The 19,948-nt window shown below is 64.1% G+C and carries 18 protein-coding genes; 15 read left to right on the forward strand and 3 right to left on the reverse strand.

All coding sequences use genetic code 11. From position 1 onward, the window contains the following. Window positions 1-102: 102 nt before the first annotated feature. Complete coding sequence (locus tag IPL75_21115; GenBank protein ID MBK9242697.1) at window positions 103-1,695, forward strand: NAD(P)/FAD-dependent oxidoreductase; 1,593 nt, start codon at window positions 103-105, stop codon at window positions 1,693-1,695. Further along, window positions 1,692-3,284 (forward strand): NAD(P)/FAD-dependent oxidoreductase, encoded by a 1,593-nt coding sequence (locus IPL75_21120; GenBank protein MBK9242698.1) that lies wholly within the window; start codon window positions 1,692-1,694, stop codon window positions 3,282-3,284. Before IPL75_21115 ends, IPL75_21120 begins: the two co-directional genes overlap by 4 nt. Window positions 3,285-3,347: 63 nt before the next feature. On the opposite strand, the gene IPL75_21125 is transcribed toward IPL75_21120, so the two are convergent. Further along, window positions 3,348-4,298: a GNAT family N-acetyltransferase gene (locus IPL75_21125; GenBank protein MBK9242699.1), complete on the reverse strand. Its 951-nt coding sequence runs from the start codon at window positions 4,296-4,298 to the stop codon at window positions 3,348-3,350. Window positions 4,299-4,327: 29 nt separating this feature from the next. Between IPL75_21125 and IPL75_21130 the strand changes: the two genes are divergently transcribed. Then, window positions 4,328-6,136, forward strand: a complete 1,809-nt coding sequence (locus IPL75_21130; GenBank protein ID MBK9242700.1) for a DUF1800 domain-containing protein — start codon at window positions 4,328-4,330, stop codon at window positions 6,134-6,136. A gap of 84 nt (window positions 6,137-6,220) precedes the next feature. Then, on the forward strand, window positions 6,221-7,444 hold the full coding sequence (locus IPL75_21135; protein MBK9242701.1) for a DUF1501 domain-containing protein: 1,224 nt from the start codon (window positions 6,221-6,223) through the stop codon (window positions 7,442-7,444). Window positions 7,445-7,702: 258 nt separating this feature from the next. Here the strand turns inward: IPL75_21135 and IPL75_21140 are convergent, their stop codons facing one another. Beyond that, the gene (locus IPL75_21140) at window positions 7,703-8,524 is read right to left on the reverse strand and encodes a class I SAM-dependent methyltransferase (GenBank protein ID MBK9242702.1); all 822 of its coding nucleotides are present in this window, start codon (window positions 8,522-8,524) and stop codon (window positions 7,703-7,705) included. Between the two features lie 136 nt (window positions 8,525-8,660). Between IPL75_21140 and IPL75_21145 the strand changes: the two genes are divergently transcribed. From IPL75_21145 to IPL75_21195, 11 genes are all read left to right on the forward strand, one after another. Further along, window positions 8,661-9,779, forward strand: a complete 1,119-nt coding sequence (locus IPL75_21145; GenBank protein MBK9242703.1) for an alanine racemase — start codon at window positions 8,661-8,663, stop codon at window positions 9,777-9,779. 220 nt (window positions 9,780-9,999) lie between these two features. Further along, on the forward strand, window positions 10,000-10,377 hold the full coding sequence (gene hisI / locus IPL75_21150; protein MBK9242704.1) for a phosphoribosyl-AMP cyclohydrolase: 378 nt from the start codon (window positions 10,000-10,002) through the stop codon (window positions 10,375-10,377). Beyond that, window positions 10,377-11,249 (forward strand): ATP phosphoribosyltransferase, encoded by an 873-nt coding sequence (locus IPL75_21155; GenBank protein MBK9242705.1) that lies wholly within the window; start codon window positions 10,377-10,379, stop codon window positions 11,247-11,249. The genes hisI and IPL75_21155 overlap by 1 nt, the downstream gene beginning before the upstream one ends. Before the next feature lie 2 nt (window positions 11,250-11,251). Next, window positions 11,252-12,505, forward strand: coding sequence for a histidinol dehydrogenase (gene hisD / locus IPL75_21160; GenBank protein MBK9242706.1), 1,254 nt, complete (start codon window positions 11,252-11,254; stop codon window positions 12,503-12,505). Beyond that, window positions 12,498-13,550 (forward strand): histidinol-phosphate transaminase, encoded by a 1,053-nt coding sequence (hisC, locus tag IPL75_21165; GenBank protein MBK9242707.1) that lies wholly within the window; start codon window positions 12,498-12,500, stop codon window positions 13,548-13,550. The genes hisD and hisC overlap by 8 nt, the downstream gene beginning before the upstream one ends. 20 nt (window positions 13,551-13,570) lie before the next feature. Continuing rightward, on the forward strand, window positions 13,571-14,218 hold the full coding sequence (locus tag IPL75_21170) for an HAD-IA family hydrolase (GenBank protein ID MBK9242708.1): 648 nt from the start codon (window positions 13,571-13,573) through the stop codon (window positions 14,216-14,218). After that, window positions 14,215-14,820, forward strand: coding sequence for an imidazoleglycerol-phosphate dehydratase HisB (hisB, locus tag IPL75_21175; protein ID MBK9242709.1), 606 nt, complete (start codon window positions 14,215-14,217; stop codon window positions 14,818-14,820). Before IPL75_21170 ends, hisB begins: the two co-directional genes overlap by 4 nt. After that, window positions 14,817-15,410 (forward strand): imidazole glycerol phosphate synthase subunit HisH, encoded by a 594-nt coding sequence (gene hisH, locus IPL75_21180; GenBank protein ID MBK9242710.1) that lies wholly within the window; start codon window positions 14,817-14,819, stop codon window positions 15,408-15,410. The genes hisB and hisH overlap by 4 nt, the downstream gene beginning before the upstream one ends. Window positions 15,411-15,413: 3 nt before the next feature. After that, window positions 15,414-16,172, forward strand: coding sequence for an imidazole glycerol phosphate synthase subunit HisF (hisF, locus tag IPL75_21185; protein ID MBK9242711.1), 759 nt, complete (start codon window positions 15,414-15,416; stop codon window positions 16,170-16,172). Then, window positions 16,169-16,882, forward strand: a complete 714-nt coding sequence (locus IPL75_21190; protein ID MBK9242712.1) for a 1-(5-phosphoribosyl)-5-[(5-phosphoribosylamino)methylideneamino] imidazole-4-carboxamide isomerase — start codon at window positions 16,169-16,171, stop codon at window positions 16,880-16,882. Before hisF ends, IPL75_21190 begins: the two co-directional genes overlap by 4 nt. A 4-nt stretch (window positions 16,883-16,886) precedes the next feature. Next, window positions 16,887-17,180 carry a BMC domain-containing protein gene (locus IPL75_21195; GenBank protein ID MBK9242713.1) on the forward strand — a complete coding sequence of 98 codons (294 nt, stop codon included), beginning with the start codon at window positions 16,887-16,889 and terminating at the stop codon, window positions 17,178-17,180. Between the two features lie 110 nt (window positions 17,181-17,290). Here the strand turns inward: IPL75_21195 and IPL75_21200 are convergent, their stop codons facing one another. Further along, on the reverse strand, window positions 17,291-19,921 hold the full coding sequence (locus IPL75_21200) for a hypothetical protein (GenBank protein ID MBK9242714.1): 2,631 nt from the start codon (window positions 19,919-19,921) through the stop codon (window positions 17,291-17,293). Window positions 19,922-19,948: the final 27 nt, after the last annotated feature.

Below are 19,948 nucleotides of genomic sequence, written 5' to 3' on the forward strand. Positions count from 1 at the left end.
TCCAGGGTCCAGGGTCCAGAGTCCAGGGGTTTCGCCGCCCCTCCGCCCAAGGACTCTGGCCCCTGGACTCGGGACCCCGGACTCCCCGTACAATATGCCCCGATGCCCTCGCACTACGACGCCATCGTCATTGGCGCCGGACACAATGGCCTGACAGCCGCCGCGTATCTCGCCCGTGCAGGGCGCAAGGTTTTAGTCCTCGAAAGACGGCATGTGGTGGGCGGTGCGGCGGTCACCGAAGAGATCTACCCCGGCTTCAAGTACTCGGTCTGTTCCTACGTCGTCTCGCTGCTGCGGCCCGAGATCATCCGCGAGCTGGAACTGGCGAAGCACGGCCTGGAACTGCTGCCGCTTGATGGCACGTTCACGCCGATGCCGAGTGGCGACTACCTGTGGCGCACCAACGATCACGCACAGACGTTTCGTGAGATTTCGCGCCACTCGCGTGTAGACGCCGAGGCGTATGACGAGTACGGCCTGGCGATGGTGGACATGAGCCGCTTCGCGAAACCGATCCTCGGCATGACGCCGTCGGATCCCTTTTCGCGGAAACTTCGCGACCTCAAGCCGCTCCTCGAAATCCTGACCCGCTTCCGCGCGATGCCGGACGCAAGCCGGTATAACCAGACGCAATTGCTCACGATGAGCGCGGCGGACTTTCTCGATCAGTGGTTCGAGACGGATGTGCTCAAGGCCACGATGTCTGCATCGGGCATTATCGGCACGTTCCTGGGCGTGCGATCCCCGGGCACGGCCTACGTGCTGCTGCATCACTACATGGGCGAGATCGACGGCGCGTTCAGGTCGTGGGGCCTCTCGCGCGGCGGCACGGGCATGGTGTCCGAGTCAATTGCATCAGCCGCGCGGGCGGCGGGCGCGGAAATCCGTCTCGAAGCACCAGTCAGCAAGGTCCTTGTGAGCAACGGCCGCGCCACCGGAGTGGTACTCGAGAACGGCGACTACGTGCTGGCCGACACCGTGCTCTCAAGCGTGGACCCGCGTCTGACGTTCATGAAAATGGTGGGCGAAGCACACCTGCCCGGTGACTTCGTCGAGGACATCCGCCACTACAAGTACCGGGGCTCGTCGGGCAAGGTCAACCTCGCGCTCGATGGGTTGCCCGACTTCACCGCACTCAAAGGCGCTGGCCCACACCTGCGTGGCGCGATCTCGATCTCGCCGAACGTGGACTACATGGAGCGCGCCTACGATCAGGCGAAGTACGGTCAGTACTCGCGGCGTCCCTACATCGACATCGTCATACCAAGCCTCACAGACTCCACGCTCGCGCCCCCGGGCAAACACGTGATGTCGTGTTTTGTGCAGTACGCACCGTACGATCTGCGCGAACCCTCCACAGGTGACGCGCCATTGTGGGATCAGCATCGCGATGCGTTCGGCGACGCGGTGATCGACACCATTTCCGAATACGCTCCAAACCTGAAAGACCTGATTCTGCACAAGCAGGTGCTGACGCCCCTCGACATCGAACGGACGTTCGGGTTGTCTGAGGGCAACATCTTCCAGGGCGAACTCACGCTCGAACAATTGTTCGTGCTTCGGCCGGCCCCAGGCTGGGCCGACTATCGCACGCCAATCAAGGGGCTCTTCATGTGTGGCTCGGCCACTCACCCTGGTGGCGGCATCATGGGCGCACCCGGCCGCAACGCGGCCATGAAAGCGATGCGCCGATGATCGACGTCGTCATCATCGGCGGCGGGATCAATGGACTGGTGGCCGCAGCCACGCTGGCGCGGCAGAAGCTCGCAGTGCTGGTGCTGGACCAGCACGACCGGGTTGGTGGCGCCGCCGTCACCAACACATCAACTCGGGGATTCAGTGCGCCGCGGCTGAGCCATTCGCTGGGGCCGCTCGCGCCCGACGTGGTGCGCGCGCTTCACAGCGGCAATTCCGCACTCGCCCGCGCCAAACTCAAGTTCCTGCTGCCGGACCCGGTGCTCACAACGCTCGGCCACAACGGCGAGTGCGTCACGTTCCATCGCGACGACATCCTGACGGCCGCCTCGATCAACCGCGTGTCGGCCCATGACGCCGGCGCGTGGCAGTCCTTCGTGCTGACCATGCAACGTCTGTCGGGCGTGATGGCCAACCTCAACCGGCATGCGCCGCCGTCAATCGACGCCCCGTCCTACAGGGAACTGCTCGACCTGTTCGGCACTGGCCGCCGCGCCCGTGCGCTAGGCCGACGCGATTTGGGCCGCCTCGCGCGATATGCGCCCATGGCCGTGGCGGACCTGGTGGCAGAGTGGTTCGAACATGATCTCGTCCAGGCTGCGGTGGGCGTGCGCGGGGTCTTCGGGCATCTGCTCGGTCCATGGTCGGCCGGAACCGGCGCAATGCTCCTCAACCGCATGGCCGAAGACCCGATGCCCGTTGGTGGCGGTGTCACCATGGTCGGCGGGCCGGGCGCACTGGCTCAAGCGCTGGCTGAACTGGCAGAAGCGTCCGGCGCGCTGATTCGAACGCAGGCGCGGGTTGCCCGTGTGCTGACCCACGAGGGTGTGGCGACAGGCGTCGTTCTTGAGACAGGCGAAGAGATCACCGCGCACGCCGTGGTCGGCGCGATTGACCCGCGACATTTGTGCCTCAACCTTGTGGACCCGGCCGACCTGGCCCCGTCGTTCCTGCAGCGGATGCGTCAGGTGCGAGGACGAGGCGTCACGGCGAAGGTCAACCTCTCGCTCTCGGCCGCACCGGTATTCGCCGCACTGCATGGGGACGACCTGCCGCTCAAAGGACGCCTGCTGATTGCGCCCGACATCGACTACGTCGAGCGCGCGTTTGATGCGGCCAAGTATGGCCACCACTCGCCGCACCCCTGGCTCGAACTTGCAGTGCCGACAGTGAACGACCCGACGCTCGCGCCCGAAGGTCAGCACGTGATGTCGGTGTACGTGCACTACGCGCCCCGGACGTTGCGCGAAGGAACCTGGTCCGGCACACGCGAAGCGTTGTATCGCTCAGTCATGAACACGCTGGCGCCCCACGCCCCGGGCCTTGAGGCGCTGATCGTTGAACGCGAAGTCATCACTCCCGAAGATCTAGAGACGCACTGGGGCTTTGCGGGCGGCCACATCTTCCACGGCGAGCAGACACTCGATCAGTGGTGGGTCAGCCGACCGGTGCAGGGCGCCGCGCAATACCAATCACCGATTCAGCGGTTGTACTTCGCCAGCGCGGGAACCCATCCTGGCGGCGGTCTCACCGGCCAGTCAGGCCTGAACGCCGCCCGGGCGATCGTGCGCACGCTCAAACGGCGGTGAAGAAAACGACCTCAGAGGTCGTTTCGGAAATGTGCAGCGAAACGACCTCTGAGGTCGTTTTCTTCAGAACACGTCCGTCTGCCAGAACACCGAGCGCGAGTAGTCGGGCGCCGCGCCGCTGATCGAACGAACCATCATCACTTCGGGTGACGGCTCGCTCTTGATCACTTGAAGCTGGGGCGGACGGAACGTCTCTGGCCACACAGTGCGCATGGTCCGGTCCAGCTGTGAGGGATCGCGTTCAGCCAGCGATTCGAGCATCGCGCCCACCCGGGCACCCGTGGGATCGCGGTCACCGCACTCCTCGAGCACGACACCGCCAGGGCCGCGTGACACCACCACGTACGCCACGGCGCGGTAACCCTCTTCGGCCACGAAGAACTCAAGCGACCGAAGGCCGGCGGGCCCCAGCCCGGCAAGAAGCCGGCGCCGCAGAACACCGAACTCCAGAAGCGACGCCGGCCGATCGATCGCGAAGCCCGCGCCGCTGGCGTAGAGCATTGAAATCTCGGACAGCAGCGGCAAGTCACCCGGCTCTGCCGCGCGCACCAGCACGGCAGGCGCGCCCCGGCGATTTCGCGGCACATCAATGGTCAGGCGCGGGCGCTCGACAACCGTGAATCCCAGGCCGGCGTAGTAGTCCGCCCCAATCTCCGAAAACAACAACGCCACATCACACCCGCGTGCGCGTCCATCGTCGATCATCGCCTCTATCAGTCTCGGGGCGAGTCGCTGGCCGCGCCGATGCTCCGGGGTGAAGACGGCGCCGATTCCAAGGACCTTGATCGGCCGCCCATCGGCTTGGGCATCGAACAGATAACGCTTGGCCGAGACCAGGACTTCGTCGCCCTCGATCAACCCGACTCTGGCCAGATGCTCACGCCCCCAGGCAGTCATCCCCAGAGCCCGGTTCCACGACCCGTAGGAGGCCCTTGAGAGGCCTTCCCCCCACACGGGATACGAGGCGTCCAGGATCTGGTCCAATAGGGAGGGATCCGAGATGTCTTTTACCATCCACTGATTCTGTGGGTCCAAGAGGTTGTATGACAAATTACCCAGGAATCCTCGGACGCACGGCAGGCGCTGTGGTGGCGTTGGCGGTGGTCCTTCTCGCCCCGGTCGTTCTCGCGCAAAAAGGATCAAGCGCTGTGCCCCGCACGGCCGACGATGCTACGGTGGCGCATGTGCTGAACCGTCTCGGTTACGGCCCGTCCCCCGGTGACATCGCCCGCGTGCAGCAGATGACGGTGGCCGCGTACATCGAGGAACAGCTGCATCCTGAACGCATTGCGGACGCCGGCCTCAAGGCGCGACTGGCCGCGTATCCGACCATCGGCCTTTCCACCGCGGAACTGGCGCGCGACTACTACGGTCCGGCCGAGCAGCTGCGCCGGCAGGAGCAGCGCGCTCAGGCCAATCAGCCGGCGCGCGCAGGCGCCGCTGGACAGGCCACCGCGGGGCAGACCATGGCTGGTCAGACGATGGCTGGCCAGGCCGCCGGCCAGACGATGGCAGGTGATCCGACGATGGCGGGTGCGCCACAGCGCCCACAGGACCGCGACCAGTCGCCCGAGATGCGGGCGGCGCGCCAGAAGGAGCAACAGATCCTGCAAGACCTGATGCAGGCGCGGCTGGTGCGGGCGATTACGTCAGAGCGCCAGCTCGAGGAAGTGTTGGTGGACTTCTGGTTCAACCACTTCAATGTGTTCTCTGGCAAGGGCCAGGTGCGGGTGTATTTGACGGAGTACGAACGCGAGGCCATTCGGCCGTATGTACTTGGCAACTTCCGCGACATGCTTGGCGCGGTAGCCCAGAGTCCGGCGATGCTGTTCTACCTGGATAACTTCCAGAGTGTTGATCCAAAAGCCGCGCAGAAGCAGGCCGATGAGCAGGCCGCGCGCCAGCAGCAGGCGGCAATGCGCCGGGGACGGGGACGCGTGCAACCTCCGCCGCCGAACCAGCAGGGCAACCAGACGCCGGCCGAACGCATCCAGCAGCTTCGCAATCGGGGCCTGAATGAGAACTACGCCCGTGAGTTGATGGAACTGCACACGCTGGGTGTGGATGCCGGATACACGCAGGCCGACGTGATTGCGGTGGCCCGGGCGTTCACCGGCTGGACGATCGACCGGCCCAGGGACGGCGGCAGCTTCCAGTTCAACGCGGTGATGCATGACAACGACCCGAAGGTGGTGCTTGGAAAGACCATCGACGCCGGCGGCAAGGCGGACGGCGAACGCGTGCTGGACCTGCTCGCGACCCATCCGGCAACGGCGAAGTTCATTGCGACCAAACTCGCGCGGCGTTTCGTGGCGGACGAGCCGCCGGCGTCGGTGGTTGATCGCGCAGCGAAGGTCTTCCTCGATACGAAGGGCGACCTGCGCGAAGTGACGCGCGCCATCATCACGTCGCCCGAGTTCTTTTCGGCCGAGGCGCGGCTCGCAAAGGTGAAGACGCCGCTCGAGTTCGTGGCGTCGGCCGTGCGCGCATCGGGCGCGGACATGAACAATCCTCAGCCGCTTGTTGGCGCGCTGCGATCGCTCGGGATGCCGCTCTACGGCGCGCAGCCGCCCACCGGCTGGGGCGACACCGCCGAGGACTGGGTCAACACGGGCGCACTACTCAACCGGCTGAACTTCGCCGTACAGCTGTCGAACGGCCAGCTCCGTGGCGTGCGTCTCAACGTCCGCCAGCTCGCGCCCAACACGTCCGAGGCGAGCCGCAACGCACTGGTCCAGTCACTGCTCCTTGGCAACGCGTCGCAAATCACGCGCGACACCCTGGCCAAGGCCGAGTCGCCGCAACAACTGGTGGCGCTCACCCTGGGTTCTCCGGAATTCCAGAAACGGTAACCGTTTGGCCAAGATGAAGATGAGGGGACTGTCCCGTTGACGAAGTGGGACTGTCCCCTCCACCAGATAGAAAGCAGGCACAAAATGATGAACCGAAGAATCTTCCTCAAGAACGGCAGCCTGGCCCTCGTCAGTCTTGGCTTCGCGCCGGCGTTTTTCACCAGGGCCGCACAGGCCGCCCAGACGAAGCGCAAGGTGCTGGTCACGGTGTTCCAGCGCGGCGCGGTGGACGGGCTCAACATGATCGTCCCGTTCGGCGAGAAGGCCTACTACCAGGCGCGGCCGTCGATCGCGATTGCCAAACCGGGCGAGGCCGGTGGCGCGGTGGACCTGGACGGGTTCTTCGGCCTCCATCCGCGCATGGCGTCGCTGCAGCCGTACTTCAAGCGCGGCGAACTGGCGATCGTCAACGCCACCGGTTCCAACGATCCGACACGCTCGCACTTCGACGCGCAGGACTACATGGAGAGCGGCACGCCTGGGCGCAAGAGCACACGCGACGGCTGGCTCAATCGATACCTGCATGCGAAGGAACACGAAGAGGCGAGCGCGTTTCGCGCGGTGTCGCTCACGCAGCAGCTGCCGCGCGCGTTGCAGGGCACGGCGCCGGCGCTGGCCATCGACCAGCTCGGCCGGTTCGGTCTGCGCGCCGGCGATCGGGGCGACATGATGCAATCGTCGTTCGAGGCCCAGTACGCAGCTGCCGCCGATTCGCTGCTCAAGCCCACGAGCAAGGAGGCTTTTGACGCAATCAGACAGCTGGAGTCGGTGGACCTCGCCAAGTACACGCCACAGAACGGCGCCGTGTATCCGAACAGCGGTTACGGCCAGGCCCTCAAGCAGATCGCACAGCTCATCAAGGCCAACATGGGCCTCGAGGTGGCGTTCGCCGAGTCAGGCAACTGGGACCACCACGCGAACGAGGGACCGCAGATCGCCAATCGTCTCGACGACTTCGCGAGCGGCATCGCGGCCTTCGCGCAGGACCTGGGCGACGGCATGGCAGACGTGATGGTACTCACGATGTCGGAGTTTGGACGGACGGTGTCCGAGAACGGCGCGCGGGGTACGGACCATGGCCACGGCAACGCAATGCTGCTGCTTGGTGGCGATGTGAAGGGCGGGAAGGTCTACGGCAAGTGGCCCGGCCTCGAACGCGAACAGCGCTACGAAGGACGCGACCTTGCTATCACTACCGACTTCCGCGACGTCTTCTCGGAGGTGCTCGGCGGCCACCTCGGCGCGAAAGACATCAGCTCGGTCTTCCCGAACTACACGGCCAAGAGCAAGCTGGGCCTCATTCGCTGAAGGCGCGCGCGGACACTTGGCGTCATTCGTAATGGCGAAATGTCACAAATGTCCGAAATGGCGAAATGTCGGACAAACCATTGCCGGGAGAATGTCTGAATGTCCTTGGCGCAATGATTGAATGACCCGGTTCGAAGGGGATTCAACCATTCAACATCCGGGACATTCAGCCATTTGACCACTCAGGCAATGTAGACATTTCGCCATTTCGGACATTTGTGGCATTTCGCCATTACGCCGACAGCTACACGGCAGCCGTTACCGCGCAGCCGTCCAGGCCCCGGCCGGGCTCGTGCCCTTGATCATCCTTCCGTCGTCGCTCACCCTGCCTGTGTAGCGCTGTCCACCAACGGTGAACGTAAGGTCGTAGCCCAGGAGCTTGCCTTCGCTAATCGCGGCCGTGCCGAGCGTGCCGCCGACCATCTGGAATTTCTGGGTGAAGGTCAGCGTGTTCGAACCCATCTTCCAGACACCCTCGACTTTGGCGGGGACGACGTAGAGGATTGCCGTGCACCAGCTCGTTTCGCAGGGGTCCACGCGCTTCTCCGCCTCAGGCAACCACTCATCGTCGCCCGAACCCATGCGGAAGGTGTTGGTGACCACGCGCGTGCCGGGCTTCATGTTCAGGATGGTCGGCCGCAGCTGTTCGTTGAGGCTGGGCAGCAGGAACATCGTGAGCACGTTGGCTTTTGAGAAGTCGGTCTTGAAGAAGTCGCCCTGGACAAACGTGGCGCGTGCAGACATCCCCGCCTCTTCGGCTCGCTGGCGCGCCAGCGCAACCATATCGGGATTAAACTCCACGCCCATGGCCCTGGCTCCGCGCTTTGCAGCCGTGATGACCGTGACGCCGTCGCCGGAACCCAGGTCAACGAGGAAGTCGGCCTTGGTCAGCTTCGCCATGTCGAGCATCGCGTCCACAGTCGGCTGCGGCGTGGGTACCCAAACCACGTCCTTGCCGGCCTGACCCACCTTGGGCTCGAACGGTTTTTGTGTGGTCGCCACCTGGGCGGCCAATACGGCGCCCGCCACCACTACGGCCGCGGCTCCACCAGAAATCACTCGTCGTGCAAACTTAGTCATGTGACGTAAACCCCCAGCTTTGGATTCTAAATTGAAAACGACCTCTGAGGTCGATTTCCAACCCGCGTCGAGGAAATCGACCTCAGAGGTCGTTTTCAAGCCTCAGAGGTCGTTTTCGATCATTTAGGATACCGGCATGCCGTTATCACCTCGCTCACCCTATCCCGTCGTTTCGTCCAGCCGCCTGGAGGCAAACATCGCCCGAATGCAGACACTGGCGAACCACGCCGGAGTCCGACTTCGACCGCATGCCAAGACCCACAAGAGCCCGGTGATCGCCCGCATGCAAATTGAGGCCGGCGCGGTGGGCATCTGCTGCGCGAAGCTCTCGGAAGCCGCCGTATTCGCCGATGCGGGCATCAACGACATCCGGCTTCCCTACCCGGTCAACCCATCCAACGCCGATCGCGTGGTCGTGCTGATGGAACGGGTGCGCCTGTCGATCATCGTTGATGACGCAGACGTGGCCGCTGACTGGTCGGGCGCGATGACGCGCGCCGGGAAAGTCCTGGACATCCTGGTGAAGGTGGATGTGGGCACCCACCGGTGTGGCGTGAATCCAGAAGCGAATGATGTGGTGAACACGATTACCCGCATCGCGCGGCTGCCGGGCTTGTCCTTCCGCGGCATCCTGAGCCACGCGGGACATACCTACAACGCCGAATCACCGTCCGCACTCGCGGCCATCGTGGCCAGGGAAACCGAGATCATGACCGGCCTGGCGAAGCGTGTGCGTGAAGCCGGTGTGGCCGTGGACGAGATCAGTGTGGGGTCCACGCCCGCAGCGTCACTTGCGTCCACGCAGCGGGGCATCACCGAGATGCGTCCGGGCAACTACGTATTCCTGGACCGAAGCCAGGTCGGCCTGGGGTCCGCGACGTATGAAAACTGCGCGCTCTTTGTCGTCGCCACCGTCGTGAGCCGGCCGGCGCCTGACCGCGCCATCCTCGACTGCGGCAGCAAAACCCTGACCTCAGACGGAGCAAGAGGATTCACGGACCTTCCCGGCTACGGGGCGGTCTTCCTGTCGTCGAACGAGAATCTACCCGACGCGTCGATTGTCATTGAGCGCGTGTCAGAAGAACACGCAATCTGCCGCGTGCCCGAGTCATCACCGTTGCGCCCTGGCGATCGAGTACGTGTGCTCCCGAACCACGCCTGCACCGTCACGAACCTCTCCGATCGCCTTTGGTTGGCGAACGATCAGGGCACACTCGCGCCGCTGACCGTCGCCGCGCGCGGCCGCAACTGGTGAACCGCATTTGCACGAACATCTTGTGCTCTGTTATGTTGTCAGTCTGATGTTCGCTCAGCCCCGGCACCATCGTCATCATCACCATCACGGCCATCCTGTGCCGCGCCGGGCCGCTTTCTTCCTATAGAAGCACCATACTCAATGATTTTCCGCCCGCCCGGCACCATGCCTGGCGGGCTTTTTGTTTTTGGGCTTCGTTTTTCGCAGATTGGGATTTGTTATGACTCTGGACTTTTCAAAACTCGACGGCCTCCTCCCCGCGGTGATCCAGGATCACGCCACCGGCCGCGTCCTCATGGTGGCCTTCATGAATGAAGAAGCCTTCCGCGCGACCGTTGAAACAGGTTTCGCCACGTTCTACTCGCGCTCGCGCAACAAGATCTGGATGAAGGGGGAATCGTCCGGTCACCGGCTGGCAGTCAAGGGCATCGCCACTGACTGCGACGCCGACACCCTGCTGCTGCAGGTTGAAGCAATTGGCCCCGGCGTCTGCCACGAGGGCTACGCGAGTTGCTTCTTCCGCCAGCTCTCTGACGGCGAATGGCGCGAGACCGAATCGCGCACGTACGAGCCCGCGCTCGTCTACGGAGGCCAGTAATGGTGAAGCTCAAGCTCGGCATCCCAAAAGGCAGCCTCGAAAACGCGACCGTGGACCTGTTCCGGCGCGCAGGCTTCAACATCACGGTGAGCAGCCGGTCCTATTTTCCTGTGATCGACGATCCGGAGATCGAGTGCATGCTCATTCGCGCGCAGGAGATGGCGCGTTACGTGGAAGACGGCGTGCTTGACGCGGGACTCACGGGCCTCGACTGGGTCATGGAGACCGGCGCGAACGTTCACACCGTTGCGGACCTCGTCTACTCCAAACAGAGCTTCGGCAAAGTTCGATGGGTACTCGCCGTGCCGGAGTCTTCTCCGATCCGGTCGATTGCTGACCTTGAAGGCAAGGTCATCGCCACCGAACTGGTTGGCTTCACCCGCCGGTTGCTCGAGACACACGGCGTGAAGGCCAAGGTCGAATTTTCCTGGGGCGCAACCGAAGTCAAACCGCCCGTCCTGGCCGACGCCATCGTCGAGGTCACCGAAACCGGCTCGTCACTGCGAGCCAACAACTTGCGAATTGTCGAAACGCTTCTTGAGTCCAATACGCAGTTGATTGCCAACCATGCCGCGTGGAAGGACGAGCCCAGGCGCCGGAAGCTCGAGGACCTGAAAATGCTGTTGGAAGGGGCGATCAACGCGCTGGGCAAGGTCGGCTTGATGCTCAACGTCGAGGCGTCGGACCTGAAAGCCGTGCTCCAGGTCCTTCCCGCGCTCAAGCGGCCGACGGTGTCGCAACTCTCGGAAGACGGCTGGCTGGCGGTCAACACCATCCTTGATGAATCCACTGTTCGCACGATCATTCCAGCGCTCAAGAAAGCCGGCGCGCAGGGCATCGTCGAATACCCCCTCAACAAGATCGTGATGTAGCCGTGATTCGCATCCTTTCGTACCAAGACGCCAAGTCCTTGCTCGGCCGGCGGACTGCCCGGCTCGAAGAAGCCGAGGCAATAGTTGCGCCGATTCTGCGCGACGTGCGCACCCGCGGCGACGCCGCCCTGCTCGACTATGCCCGCCAGTTCGACGGTTTCGAGGGCAGCAGCTTCCTGGTCAGCCCGGCAGAGTGCGCAACTGCTGCCGAGTCACTGCCCTCGTCGTTCTGGGAGGCCGTCGAGACCGCTGCACTGAACATCGCCGAGTATGCGCGGACGCAATTACCACAGAGCGGCATGGTCGATTACTCCGACGGCCGGCGGCTGGGACAAATCGTGCGCCCCATCGAATCCATGGGCGCGTACATTCCGGCGGGCCGGTATCCTCTGCCTTCGACGCTGTTGATGACGATGGTGCCGGCGCAGGTGGCGGGAGTGCGGCGTATCTGCGTTGCTTCGCCTCACCCGAGTGCAGAGACGCTCGGCATCGCGCACCGGTATGGCGTGAGTGACGTATTCCGAATCGGCGGCGCTCAGGCGATTGCCGCGTTCGCATATGGCACAGCCACCATTCCCCGCGTAGAGCGCATTGTCGGTCCCGGCAACATCTACGTCGCGGCTGCGAAGAAACTTGTGGCGGGCGACGTCGGCATCGACTTTGTCGCCGGGCCCACGGAAATTGTCATCATCGCGCGGGAGGGGAATCCGCGCTGGATCGCCGCAGACATGCTGGCACAGGCCGAACACGACACGGATGCGTCCGCGATCCTGCTCACAACATCGCGATCGCTTGCAGACGCCGTCGCCCTCGAGATTGACTTGCAGTTGGCGACACTGTCTACAGCCGAAGTGGCCCGGACGGCCATCGACCAGTGCAGTGCCATCGTGCTCTGCGATGACATCGACCAGGCACTTGAATTCGCCAATGCCCTGGCTCCCGAACATCTCGCCCTGCACGAGCCGGCGTGGCTCGATCGCATCGAGAACGCGGGCGGCGTGTTCCTCGGCCCCAGCAGTCCGGAGGCGGCGGGTGACTACGCTTCGGGCCCCAATCACGTGCTGCCCACCTCGGGAGCAGCACGTTTGCGTGGGGGACTCTCGGCAGCTGATTTTGTAAAAGTCATCTCGGTACAGGAACTCTCGCCGGCGGCGTTGACGCAGTTGACCCCCGCGATCACGACGCTGGCCAGGGCTGAAGGACTGGAAGCGCATGCGCGGTCCGTGGAGATGCGCGGGGAGGCGGGCAATGTCTGACCTGTCGCCTCGTCAGGCCGTCCTTCGCATGGCGGCCTATCACCCGCCAGCCGGTGGTCGTGAAGGCGCCCTCCGTCTTGATTTCAACGAGAACACCGTGGGCTGTTCCCCGGCCGTGATTGCCGCGCTGGAGAAATACGCCAACGCGGAAGCGATGACGATGTATCCCGAGTACGAGGCGTCGCGCCGTGAGCTTGCGGCGTTCTTCGGCGTGGCCGAGTCGGAAATGCTGCTCACCAATGGCACTGACGAGGCCATTCAGGTGCTGGTGAACACCTTTGTGGACTCCGGCGATGAAGTCCTGCTGCTGAAGCCGTGTTACGCGATGTACCGCTTTTATGCCGAGTTGGCAGGCGCGGTCGTTCGCGAGGTCGAGTACCGACAGCCCGGGCTTGAGTTCCCTGTGGAGGAACTCCTGTCCGCGATCGGTCCTGCCACCAAAGCCATTCTGGTGGCGAATCCGAATAACCCGACGGGCGCGGCCACGTCGCTGGACGTGATCGCCGCGATTCTGGAGCGTGCGCCTCACGCAGCCGTACTGGTTGATGAGGCGTACTTCGAGTTCTGCGGCATCACGGCACTGCCGCTCTTGCGGGCCTATCCGAATCTCTTCGTGTGCCGGACGTTTTCAAAAGCCTACGGGATGGCCGCCATGCGCATCGGCTGCCTTTTTTCGTCTGCGGCCAACGCAGCTCACCTCCGCAAAGCGCAGTCGCCATATTCAGTGAACACGCTCGCGGCGCTTGCGGCCCGGGGAGCGGTCCGTGACCAGGCGTACGTCGGCGACTACGTCCGGTCGACTCTCATCGCCCGCGAACAGATCGTTGCCGGACTGGCCGCACTCGGTATCGAGAGCTATCCCAGCCAGGCGAACTTCGTGCTCTTCCAGGTGGGCCAGCGCGCCATTCCGATTCGCGACGCCCTGCGGCAGCGCGGCATCCTCGTGCGCGACCGCAGCTACGAACTGCCCGGTTGCCTCCGTGTGACTTGTGGAACACCCGCGCAGGCCGCGCGATTTCTCAGTGACCTGAAGGAGTTGTGGTGAAGGACCTGTTGATCTTCGACATGGATGGGGTGCTCACTGAAGTCACCGAGAGCTACAGGGAGTCTGTGGTGCAGTGCGTCCTCCACTTCACAGGGCAACGCGTCTCACGAGACCGGATCCAGGAGTACAAGAATCAGGGCGGCTGGAACAACGACTGGGATCTGTCGCAAAAGATCGCCGCGGATTTCGGCGTGCAGGTCTCTCACGACGCCATTGTCACGAAGTTCAACGAGTTCTTTCTCGGCACAGACGGCAACGGGCTCATCCTGCGCGAGCAGTGGTTCCCGCAGCCGGGGCTGCTCGAACGGCTCGCAGGCCGGTTCCAGTTGGGAATCTTTACCGGGAGGCTGCAGTACGAAGCCGACATGTCTCTTCGCCGGTTCGCTCCCTCCCAGGTATTCGATCCGATGATCTGCGCCGATCACGTGGCTCGGGCAAAGCCGGCGCCCGACGGGCTGCTCGACATTGCCGCCAGGCATCCACGGCAACGCATCACCTATGTGGGCGACACGGTTGACGATGCGCGGAGTGCGGCTGGTGCGGGCGTGCCGTTCATCGGAATCGCGGCCGCGAATGGATCGCGCCGTGACGAACTGGTCGCCTTATTCGCGGCCGCCGATGCCGTCGCGATCATCGAAAACATCAATGAGATCGAGGGCGTGTTATGAGAAAGGCGAAGGCAGTCAGAAAGAGCGTTGTCGAGCGCATCACAAAAGAGACCCGGATCACAGGATCGCTTTCTCTTGAAGGGCGCGGCCGGTACGACATCTCCACGGGGATTCGTTTCTTCGACCACATGCTCGAGTTGTTCACCAAACATGGCGGGTTCGACCTGACCCTGAAAGCACAGGGCGACCTGGACGTGGACCAGCACCACACCGTCGAGGATGTGGGGATCGTGCTGGGCCAGCTCTTTTCGAAAGCGCTCGGAGGCAAACGCGGCATCAACCGAGCCGGCTACTTCGTCATGCCGATGGACGAGACGCTCGCGGTGGTGGCCGTGGATATGAGCGGCCGGCCCGCCCTGGTCTACAGCGACCTCGTGCGCGTGCGCCTGGTCGGCGACCTGCAGTCCGAGTTGCTGGAGGACTTCTTCGACGGCTTCGTGCATCACGCAGGCGCAAACCTGCACGCCAAGGTGCTCTACGGCCGGTCAAACCATCACAAGGTGGAAGCGGTCTTCAAGTGTTTTGCCCGGGCGATGCGGGTGGCGTGCGCGATGGACGCGAGACTCAAGGACGACTTGCCCTCCACAAAAGGCCTGCTGTGATTGCGATCGTCGACTACGGAGCCGGCAACCTCCAGTCCGTCTGCAACGCATTCGCGCGGCTCGAGACGCCTGTTCAGGTGGTCCGCGATTCGGAAGGGCTGCGGGCCGCGTCGAAGGTGATTCTGCCCGGAGTGGGTCACTTCGGTCAGATGACGCGCGCCCTCGACGAGCTGCTCCTACGCGACGCTCTCCTGTCTCGGATCAGCGCTGGCGTGCCGTTCCTCGGTATCTGCCTTGGCATGCAGGCGCTGTACGAGGGCAGCGACGAAGCTCCAGACGACAACGGCCTGGGGTTGCTGGCGGGCCGGATTCATCGTTTCGACGCCGACCTGCGCGTGCCACACATGGGGTGGAACAACGTGGAGGCCCTGCGGCCCTCGAAGTTGCTCGCGAACACCGGCGAGTCGCCGTACTTCTACTTCGCCAACAGCTTCTATGCGCCTGTGGGCCCTGACACGGTTGTCACCTGCACCTACGGCGTGCCGTTCTCGGCCGTGGTCGAGCGTGCGAATGTCTTTGGCGTCCAGTTTCATCCTGAGAAAAGCGGCGCCGCCGGCCTCCGGGTATTACAGAACTTCGTGGAGCTCTGACCGATGCTCGCTAAACGCATCATCGCCTGCCTCGACGTCACCGGCGGTCGCGTCGTCAAGGGCGTCAACTTCGTGAACCTGCGCGATGCCGGCGACCCGGTAGAGTTGGCCGCGCGCTACAGCGACCTTGGGATTGATGAACTCGTGTTCCTCGATATCACCGCGTCGAGTGACAACCGGCAGACCCTCATCGACATGGTGACTCGCACCGCGCGCGAAGTGTCGATCCCGCTGACCGTGGGCGGCGGTGTTCGAAGTGTTGACGACGCGAGGACGCTGCTGGGGGCGGGCGCCGACAAGGTGAGCGTCAACACGGCAGCGGTGAGGCGGCCTGAGCTGATTCGGGAGCTGTCGTCGGCATTTGGAGCGCAGGCGGTGGTGCTGGCCATAGACGCCAGGCGCAAACTGGACGCGTGGAATGTGTTTACGCGAGGTGGACGCGTGGATGAAGGCCTGGACGTGATTGCCTGGGCGCGGCAGGGCGAGAGCCTTGGTGCCGGCGAAATTCTGCTGACGTCGATGGACACCGACGGCGTCCAGACCGGATTCGATCTGGCGCTGACTCGCGCCGTGGTTGATGCGACATCGATTCCCGTCATCGCGTCCGGGGGCGCTGGCCGGCCGGAAGATTTCGCCCGCGTGTTCACGGACACCGGCGCTTCAGCGGCTCTTGCGGCGTCGATCTTCCACGATGGCACGCAGGGAATCGCAGACCTGAAGGTGTTTCTGCGTTCGAGCGGTATCGAGGTCCGCCCCGCATGATCTTCCCGTGCATTGACCTCATGGGCGGCAAGGTCGTCCAGCTTGTCCAGGGCAGGACCAAGGCGCTCGAGGCCGAGTCTCCAGACGCCATGCTGCGCCTCTTCGCAGCCTTTCCCGAGATACAGGTCATCGACCTTGACGCCGCAATGGGGTCTGGCGAGAACGCCGCGCTGGTGGAGGCGATTGCGGCGAAGGCGGTGTGCCGGGTTGGCGGCGGCGTGCGAACCGCGGTGCGCGCGAGACGCCTGTTGGACCTTGGGGCTCATCGCGTGATCGTCGGCACGTCGGCGTTCACCGGTGACGGTATCAACGCCCCGTTGCTGGCGGACATTGCGGCCGCGGTCACACCTGACCGCGTCATCATCGCGCTCGATTCCCGCGACGGCCGCATCGTGGTGAAGGGCTGGACAGAGGCCACGTCGTTCACAGCCGAGGATGTGGTGTCGCAGCTTGAGCCGTACTGCTCGGGCTTCCTCTGTACCTACGTGGACAAGGAAGGCACGATGCAGGGCACCGACCTCGACTGGTTCCGCCGGCTCCGCGCCGCTACCAGTCACGAGATCACGGCTGCCGGCGGCGTGGCGTCGCTTGACGAGGTCAAGGCGCTGCAGGCGATGCAGGTCCATGTCGCCCTGGGCATGGCCATCTACACGGGCCGGATCGCGCTCGCCGACCTGGCCGCCCTTCTCTCACCCGTGGTAAAGTCCTGACCTGATGACTCCCAAATCGGCCCCATCCGGCGACGCACTGGGAATGGTCGAAACACGCGGCTACGTCGGGATGGTGGAAGCCACCGACGCCATGCTGAAGACGGCCAACGTCACGTTCGTCGGCTGGCAGAAGGTGGACGCCGGCCTCGTGACCGCCATCGTGCGCGGCGATGTGGCTTCAGTGAAGGCCGCGACCGACGCCGGCGCTGCGGCCGCCCGCAAGGTCGGCGACCTCGTCGGCGTACACGTCATCCCCCGCCCGGCCGACGACGTGGGCACGATCTTCCCGATTGATTAAGAGCGAAGCCGTGGAAAACTACCTCAGAGGTCGTTTTCAACCGCTGTGGAAGTGAAAACGACCTCTGAGGTAGTTTTCGCGAGGACTCCGGGACCCCGGGACCCCGATTTCTATCTCACCCCTGTCAGTGAATTGAAGATCACCTTGAATGTGCCGAAGGTCTGGCCGCGCCACTGTGGGCGGAAGCCGAACAGGATGACGCGTCCCTCTCCGTGCTGCACTTCCAGGGCGGCCGCTTTGCCTTGCAGGTGCTGTTCGCCCAGCAGGTAGCCCGACGCGAGCGGTGAGCCCGTCTCTGCGTATCGCGCGAGGATGGTGCCCTTGAACCCGACGAGTGTTTCAAACGCCGGGCTTGAGTTGAAGAACACCGCGGTGGTCTTCTGCAGGCCGGCCATCACCGGTTGCGACGGATCAACTTCAACGTTGACCAACGAGCCGCCGACAAAGAACTCCTGCCGGCCGAGTCCCGAAAGCGCGTTGCGCACCGGCAGCTTCAACTGGTCGATCGCGAATGCCGAGCTTCGGTTGAGGCAGACGAGCGTGCCGCCCGCGCGCACAAATTCATCGATCGCCTTGACGCGATTCGCGTCGCCCTCGGGCAACGCCGGTGCCCCCGTCGCGCCGGCTCCGGCTCCCCGGCCGGCTCCCGGAGCGCCACCCGCCCCGGCGGGCCCACCGCGGCCTCCGCGACCCGCGCCGACAAGGACGCCGCGTGGTTCGTCGGTCACGACAATCGCGTCGAAACGCGAACGGAGATCACCCGCGGCAATTTCGTCGGCAGAGAGCTTGGTGAAGGGAAACTCGAACCGCTCGAGCACCCAGCGCGTCCACCCTTCGTCCATGCTCGCGCCTGGGTTGAACATCGCGATTCGGGGCTGGCGAAGGTTCGTGGCCGGCGTGGGGACACGTTCGGCGCGCAAAGCGAGCGACCGAACCATGGTGTCCTGCGCTTCGGGCGCGAGACCCGAGATGACATAGCGGCCTGACGCGCCTGCGGCGCCGGGCGCCCACCCGACGGTGGCGCCGCTCTTCCATGCCTGATTCGCGGCGCGGAACGCGTTGTTCTGCGCGGGATCGATCGCGAGTGATGAACCGGTGCCGGTGATGGCGCCCGCGGGCGGCACGATGGCCGCAGCCAGCGGAATGGTCTCGAAGCCAAGTCCAGGCGCACTGTCATACGGCGCCGGGTCGGCCCCGCCCACCGAGTCGTACTGTGACGTTCGCGCAGTGGGCGCCGCCACCTGACCGAGCGGCTTCAGGACTTTCTTCAACTCCGCCCGCTTCGCGTCGTCCAACGCGCCGACCGTCTGCATCGCCACGCCCATCGAGAGCGGCAGCGTCCAGCCAGCGGCGTCGTAGGGCTGTTCTGGCGCGCCGCCGGGCGATTCACGAATGTCGGGATACTTCTGCACGTCGAGCACTTCGCGAGCAAGCGCAATGAATTCCTGATCGGTCGGCACCACCCAACTGCCGGCCGCGTACGTCACGTCGCCCACGGTGAAGTCCGCCGTCAATTCCGACACCCGGACGCCGCCAAACGCGATCCGCTTCAACATCTCGACCGCAGCCACCGGATCGCGCTGCGTCTTGGGCACCACGTACGCGGACGGACCACTCGCGCGGTGCTGCGTAATCTGCGCCATCCCCGACCGCCACCGGTTCATCAGGACGTTGTCCTTGTATTTCGCCGCGTAGTCGAGCACCGACATTGACGCCGTGTGCATGTAGGCAACGGAATCACCCAGGCCGAAGTGCCCACCCGCCCACGGGCTCGCATACAGGCTCTGTGGCCGCAGGTCCTGATAGGCCTGCGGAATGTCCTTGATGGTGTAGTCGCGGGGCGCCGCCATGTTCGCCAGCGCGGTTTCGGTCCAGAACGACGCGATGTTCTTGAACATCGGCGTGTAGTCGATATACCCCGCGTACCACGCGTCGAAGCCGGTGCCCATGTGCGTGGCGCCCACCTGGCCGCGTTCTTCCAGTCCCTGCGCGATGGCCATGCCGATGGTGTTCACGGTGCGCGACATCAGGAACGGCGCATGCAGCGCGATGGGCTCGGCGAACGGCGGCAGCCAGATACGGGTGGGAAATGGCGCGGTCTGGTGATGCACGTAGACGATCTGCGGTTCCCACTGCCGCCACGCCTGCTCCATCACCCGCGACTCGATCATGTTGAGCATGTACGCGTCGCGATTGTTGTCGTGACCGACATACTCCTGATACAGCACGGGCAGCGAGGTACTTGCGCCTGGCGTACCGACGTTCTTCATGTAGTGCTCGGCCACCATCTGATGGCCATCGGGGTTGATGGTGGGCCACAGCATCAAGACGACGTTTTCGAGGATGCGCTGCACCTGCTCGTCGCGGCCAGGCTCATTCGGGTGCGTGGTCAGCAGGTCGTAAGCAAGCTGCAGCGTGTGCTGCGGGCCAGCCACTTCGGTGGAGTGCAAACCGCCATCGATATGGACAATGGCCTTGCCCTCGCGGGCCAGGGCGCGGGCCTGATCTTCGGTGAGGCCTTCAGGCGACGCAAGGCGCCGCGCAATCTCGCGGTACCGATCCACGCGCGCCAGATTGCGCTCGGTGGAAATCAGCGCGACGTAGTACGTGCGTCCCTGCGTCGAGGTACCCATCGGCACCAGCTGCATCTTCGCGCTCGCCGCATCAAGTGCCCTGAAGTACTTGATCGTGTCGTCGTACGTGGCCAGCTTGAAATCCGCCCCGGGCTTGAACCCGATCACCGACTCAGGGGTGGGAACTCCGGACTG

Source organism: Acidobacteriota bacterium, assembly GCA_016716905.1.
In the GTDB taxonomy this organism is placed as follows: domain Bacteria; phylum Acidobacteriota; class Vicinamibacteria; order Vicinamibacterales; family SCN-69-37; genus SYFT01.

Excerpts from the sequence above, each read along its gene's own strand:
- IPL75_21170 (MBK9242708.1), top strand. The coding sequence starts at position 13,571 with ATGGATGGGGTGCTCACTGAAGTCACCGAGAGCTACAGGGAGTCTGTG.
- IPL75_21135 (MBK9242701.1), top strand. The coding sequence starts at position 6,221 with ATGATGAACCGAAGAATCTTCCTCAAGAACGGCAGCCTGGCCCTCGTC.
- IPL75_21145 (MBK9242703.1), top strand. The coding sequence starts at position 8,661 with ATGCCGTTATCACCTCGCTCACCCTATCCCGTCGTTTCGTCCAGCCGC.
- hisF (MBK9242711.1), top strand. The coding sequence starts at position 15,414 with ATGCTCGCTAAACGCATCATCGCCTGCCTCGACGTCACCGGCGGTCGC.
- IPL75_21120 (MBK9242698.1), top strand. The coding sequence starts at position 1,692 with ATGATCGACGTCGTCATCATCGGCGGCGGGATCAATGGACTGGTGGCC.
- IPL75_21125 (MBK9242699.1), bottom strand. The coding sequence starts at position 4,298 with ATGGTAAAAGACATCTCGGATCCCTCCCTATTGGACCAGATCCTGGAC.
- IPL75_21130 (MBK9242700.1), top strand. The coding sequence starts at position 4,328 with ATGACAAATTACCCAGGAATCCTCGGACGCACGGCAGGCGCTGTGGTG.
- IPL75_21155 (MBK9242705.1), top strand. The coding sequence starts at position 10,377 with ATGGTGAAGCTCAAGCTCGGCATCCCAAAAGGCAGCCTCGAAAACGCG.
- IPL75_21140 (MBK9242702.1), bottom strand. The coding sequence starts at position 8,524 with ATGACTAAGTTTGCACGACGAGTGATTTCTGGTGGAGCCGCGGCCGTA.
- hisC (MBK9242707.1), top strand. The coding sequence starts at position 12,498 with ATGTCTGACCTGTCGCCTCGTCAGGCCGTCCTTCGCATGGCGGCCTAT.
- IPL75_21190 (MBK9242712.1), top strand. The coding sequence starts at position 16,169 with ATGATCTTCCCGTGCATTGACCTCATGGGCGGCAAGGTCGTCCAGCTT.
- IPL75_21115 (MBK9242697.1), top strand. The coding sequence starts at position 103 with ATGCCCTCGCACTACGACGCCATCGTCATTGGCGCCGGACACAATGGC.
- hisI (MBK9242704.1), top strand. The coding sequence starts at position 10,000 with ATGACTCTGGACTTTTCAAAACTCGACGGCCTCCTCCCCGCGGTGATC.
- hisB (MBK9242709.1), top strand. The coding sequence starts at position 14,215 with ATGAGAAAGGCGAAGGCAGTCAGAAAGAGCGTTGTCGAGCGCATCACA.
- IPL75_21195 (MBK9242713.1), top strand. The coding sequence starts at position 16,887 with ATGACTCCCAAATCGGCCCCATCCGGCGACGCACTGGGAATGGTCGAA.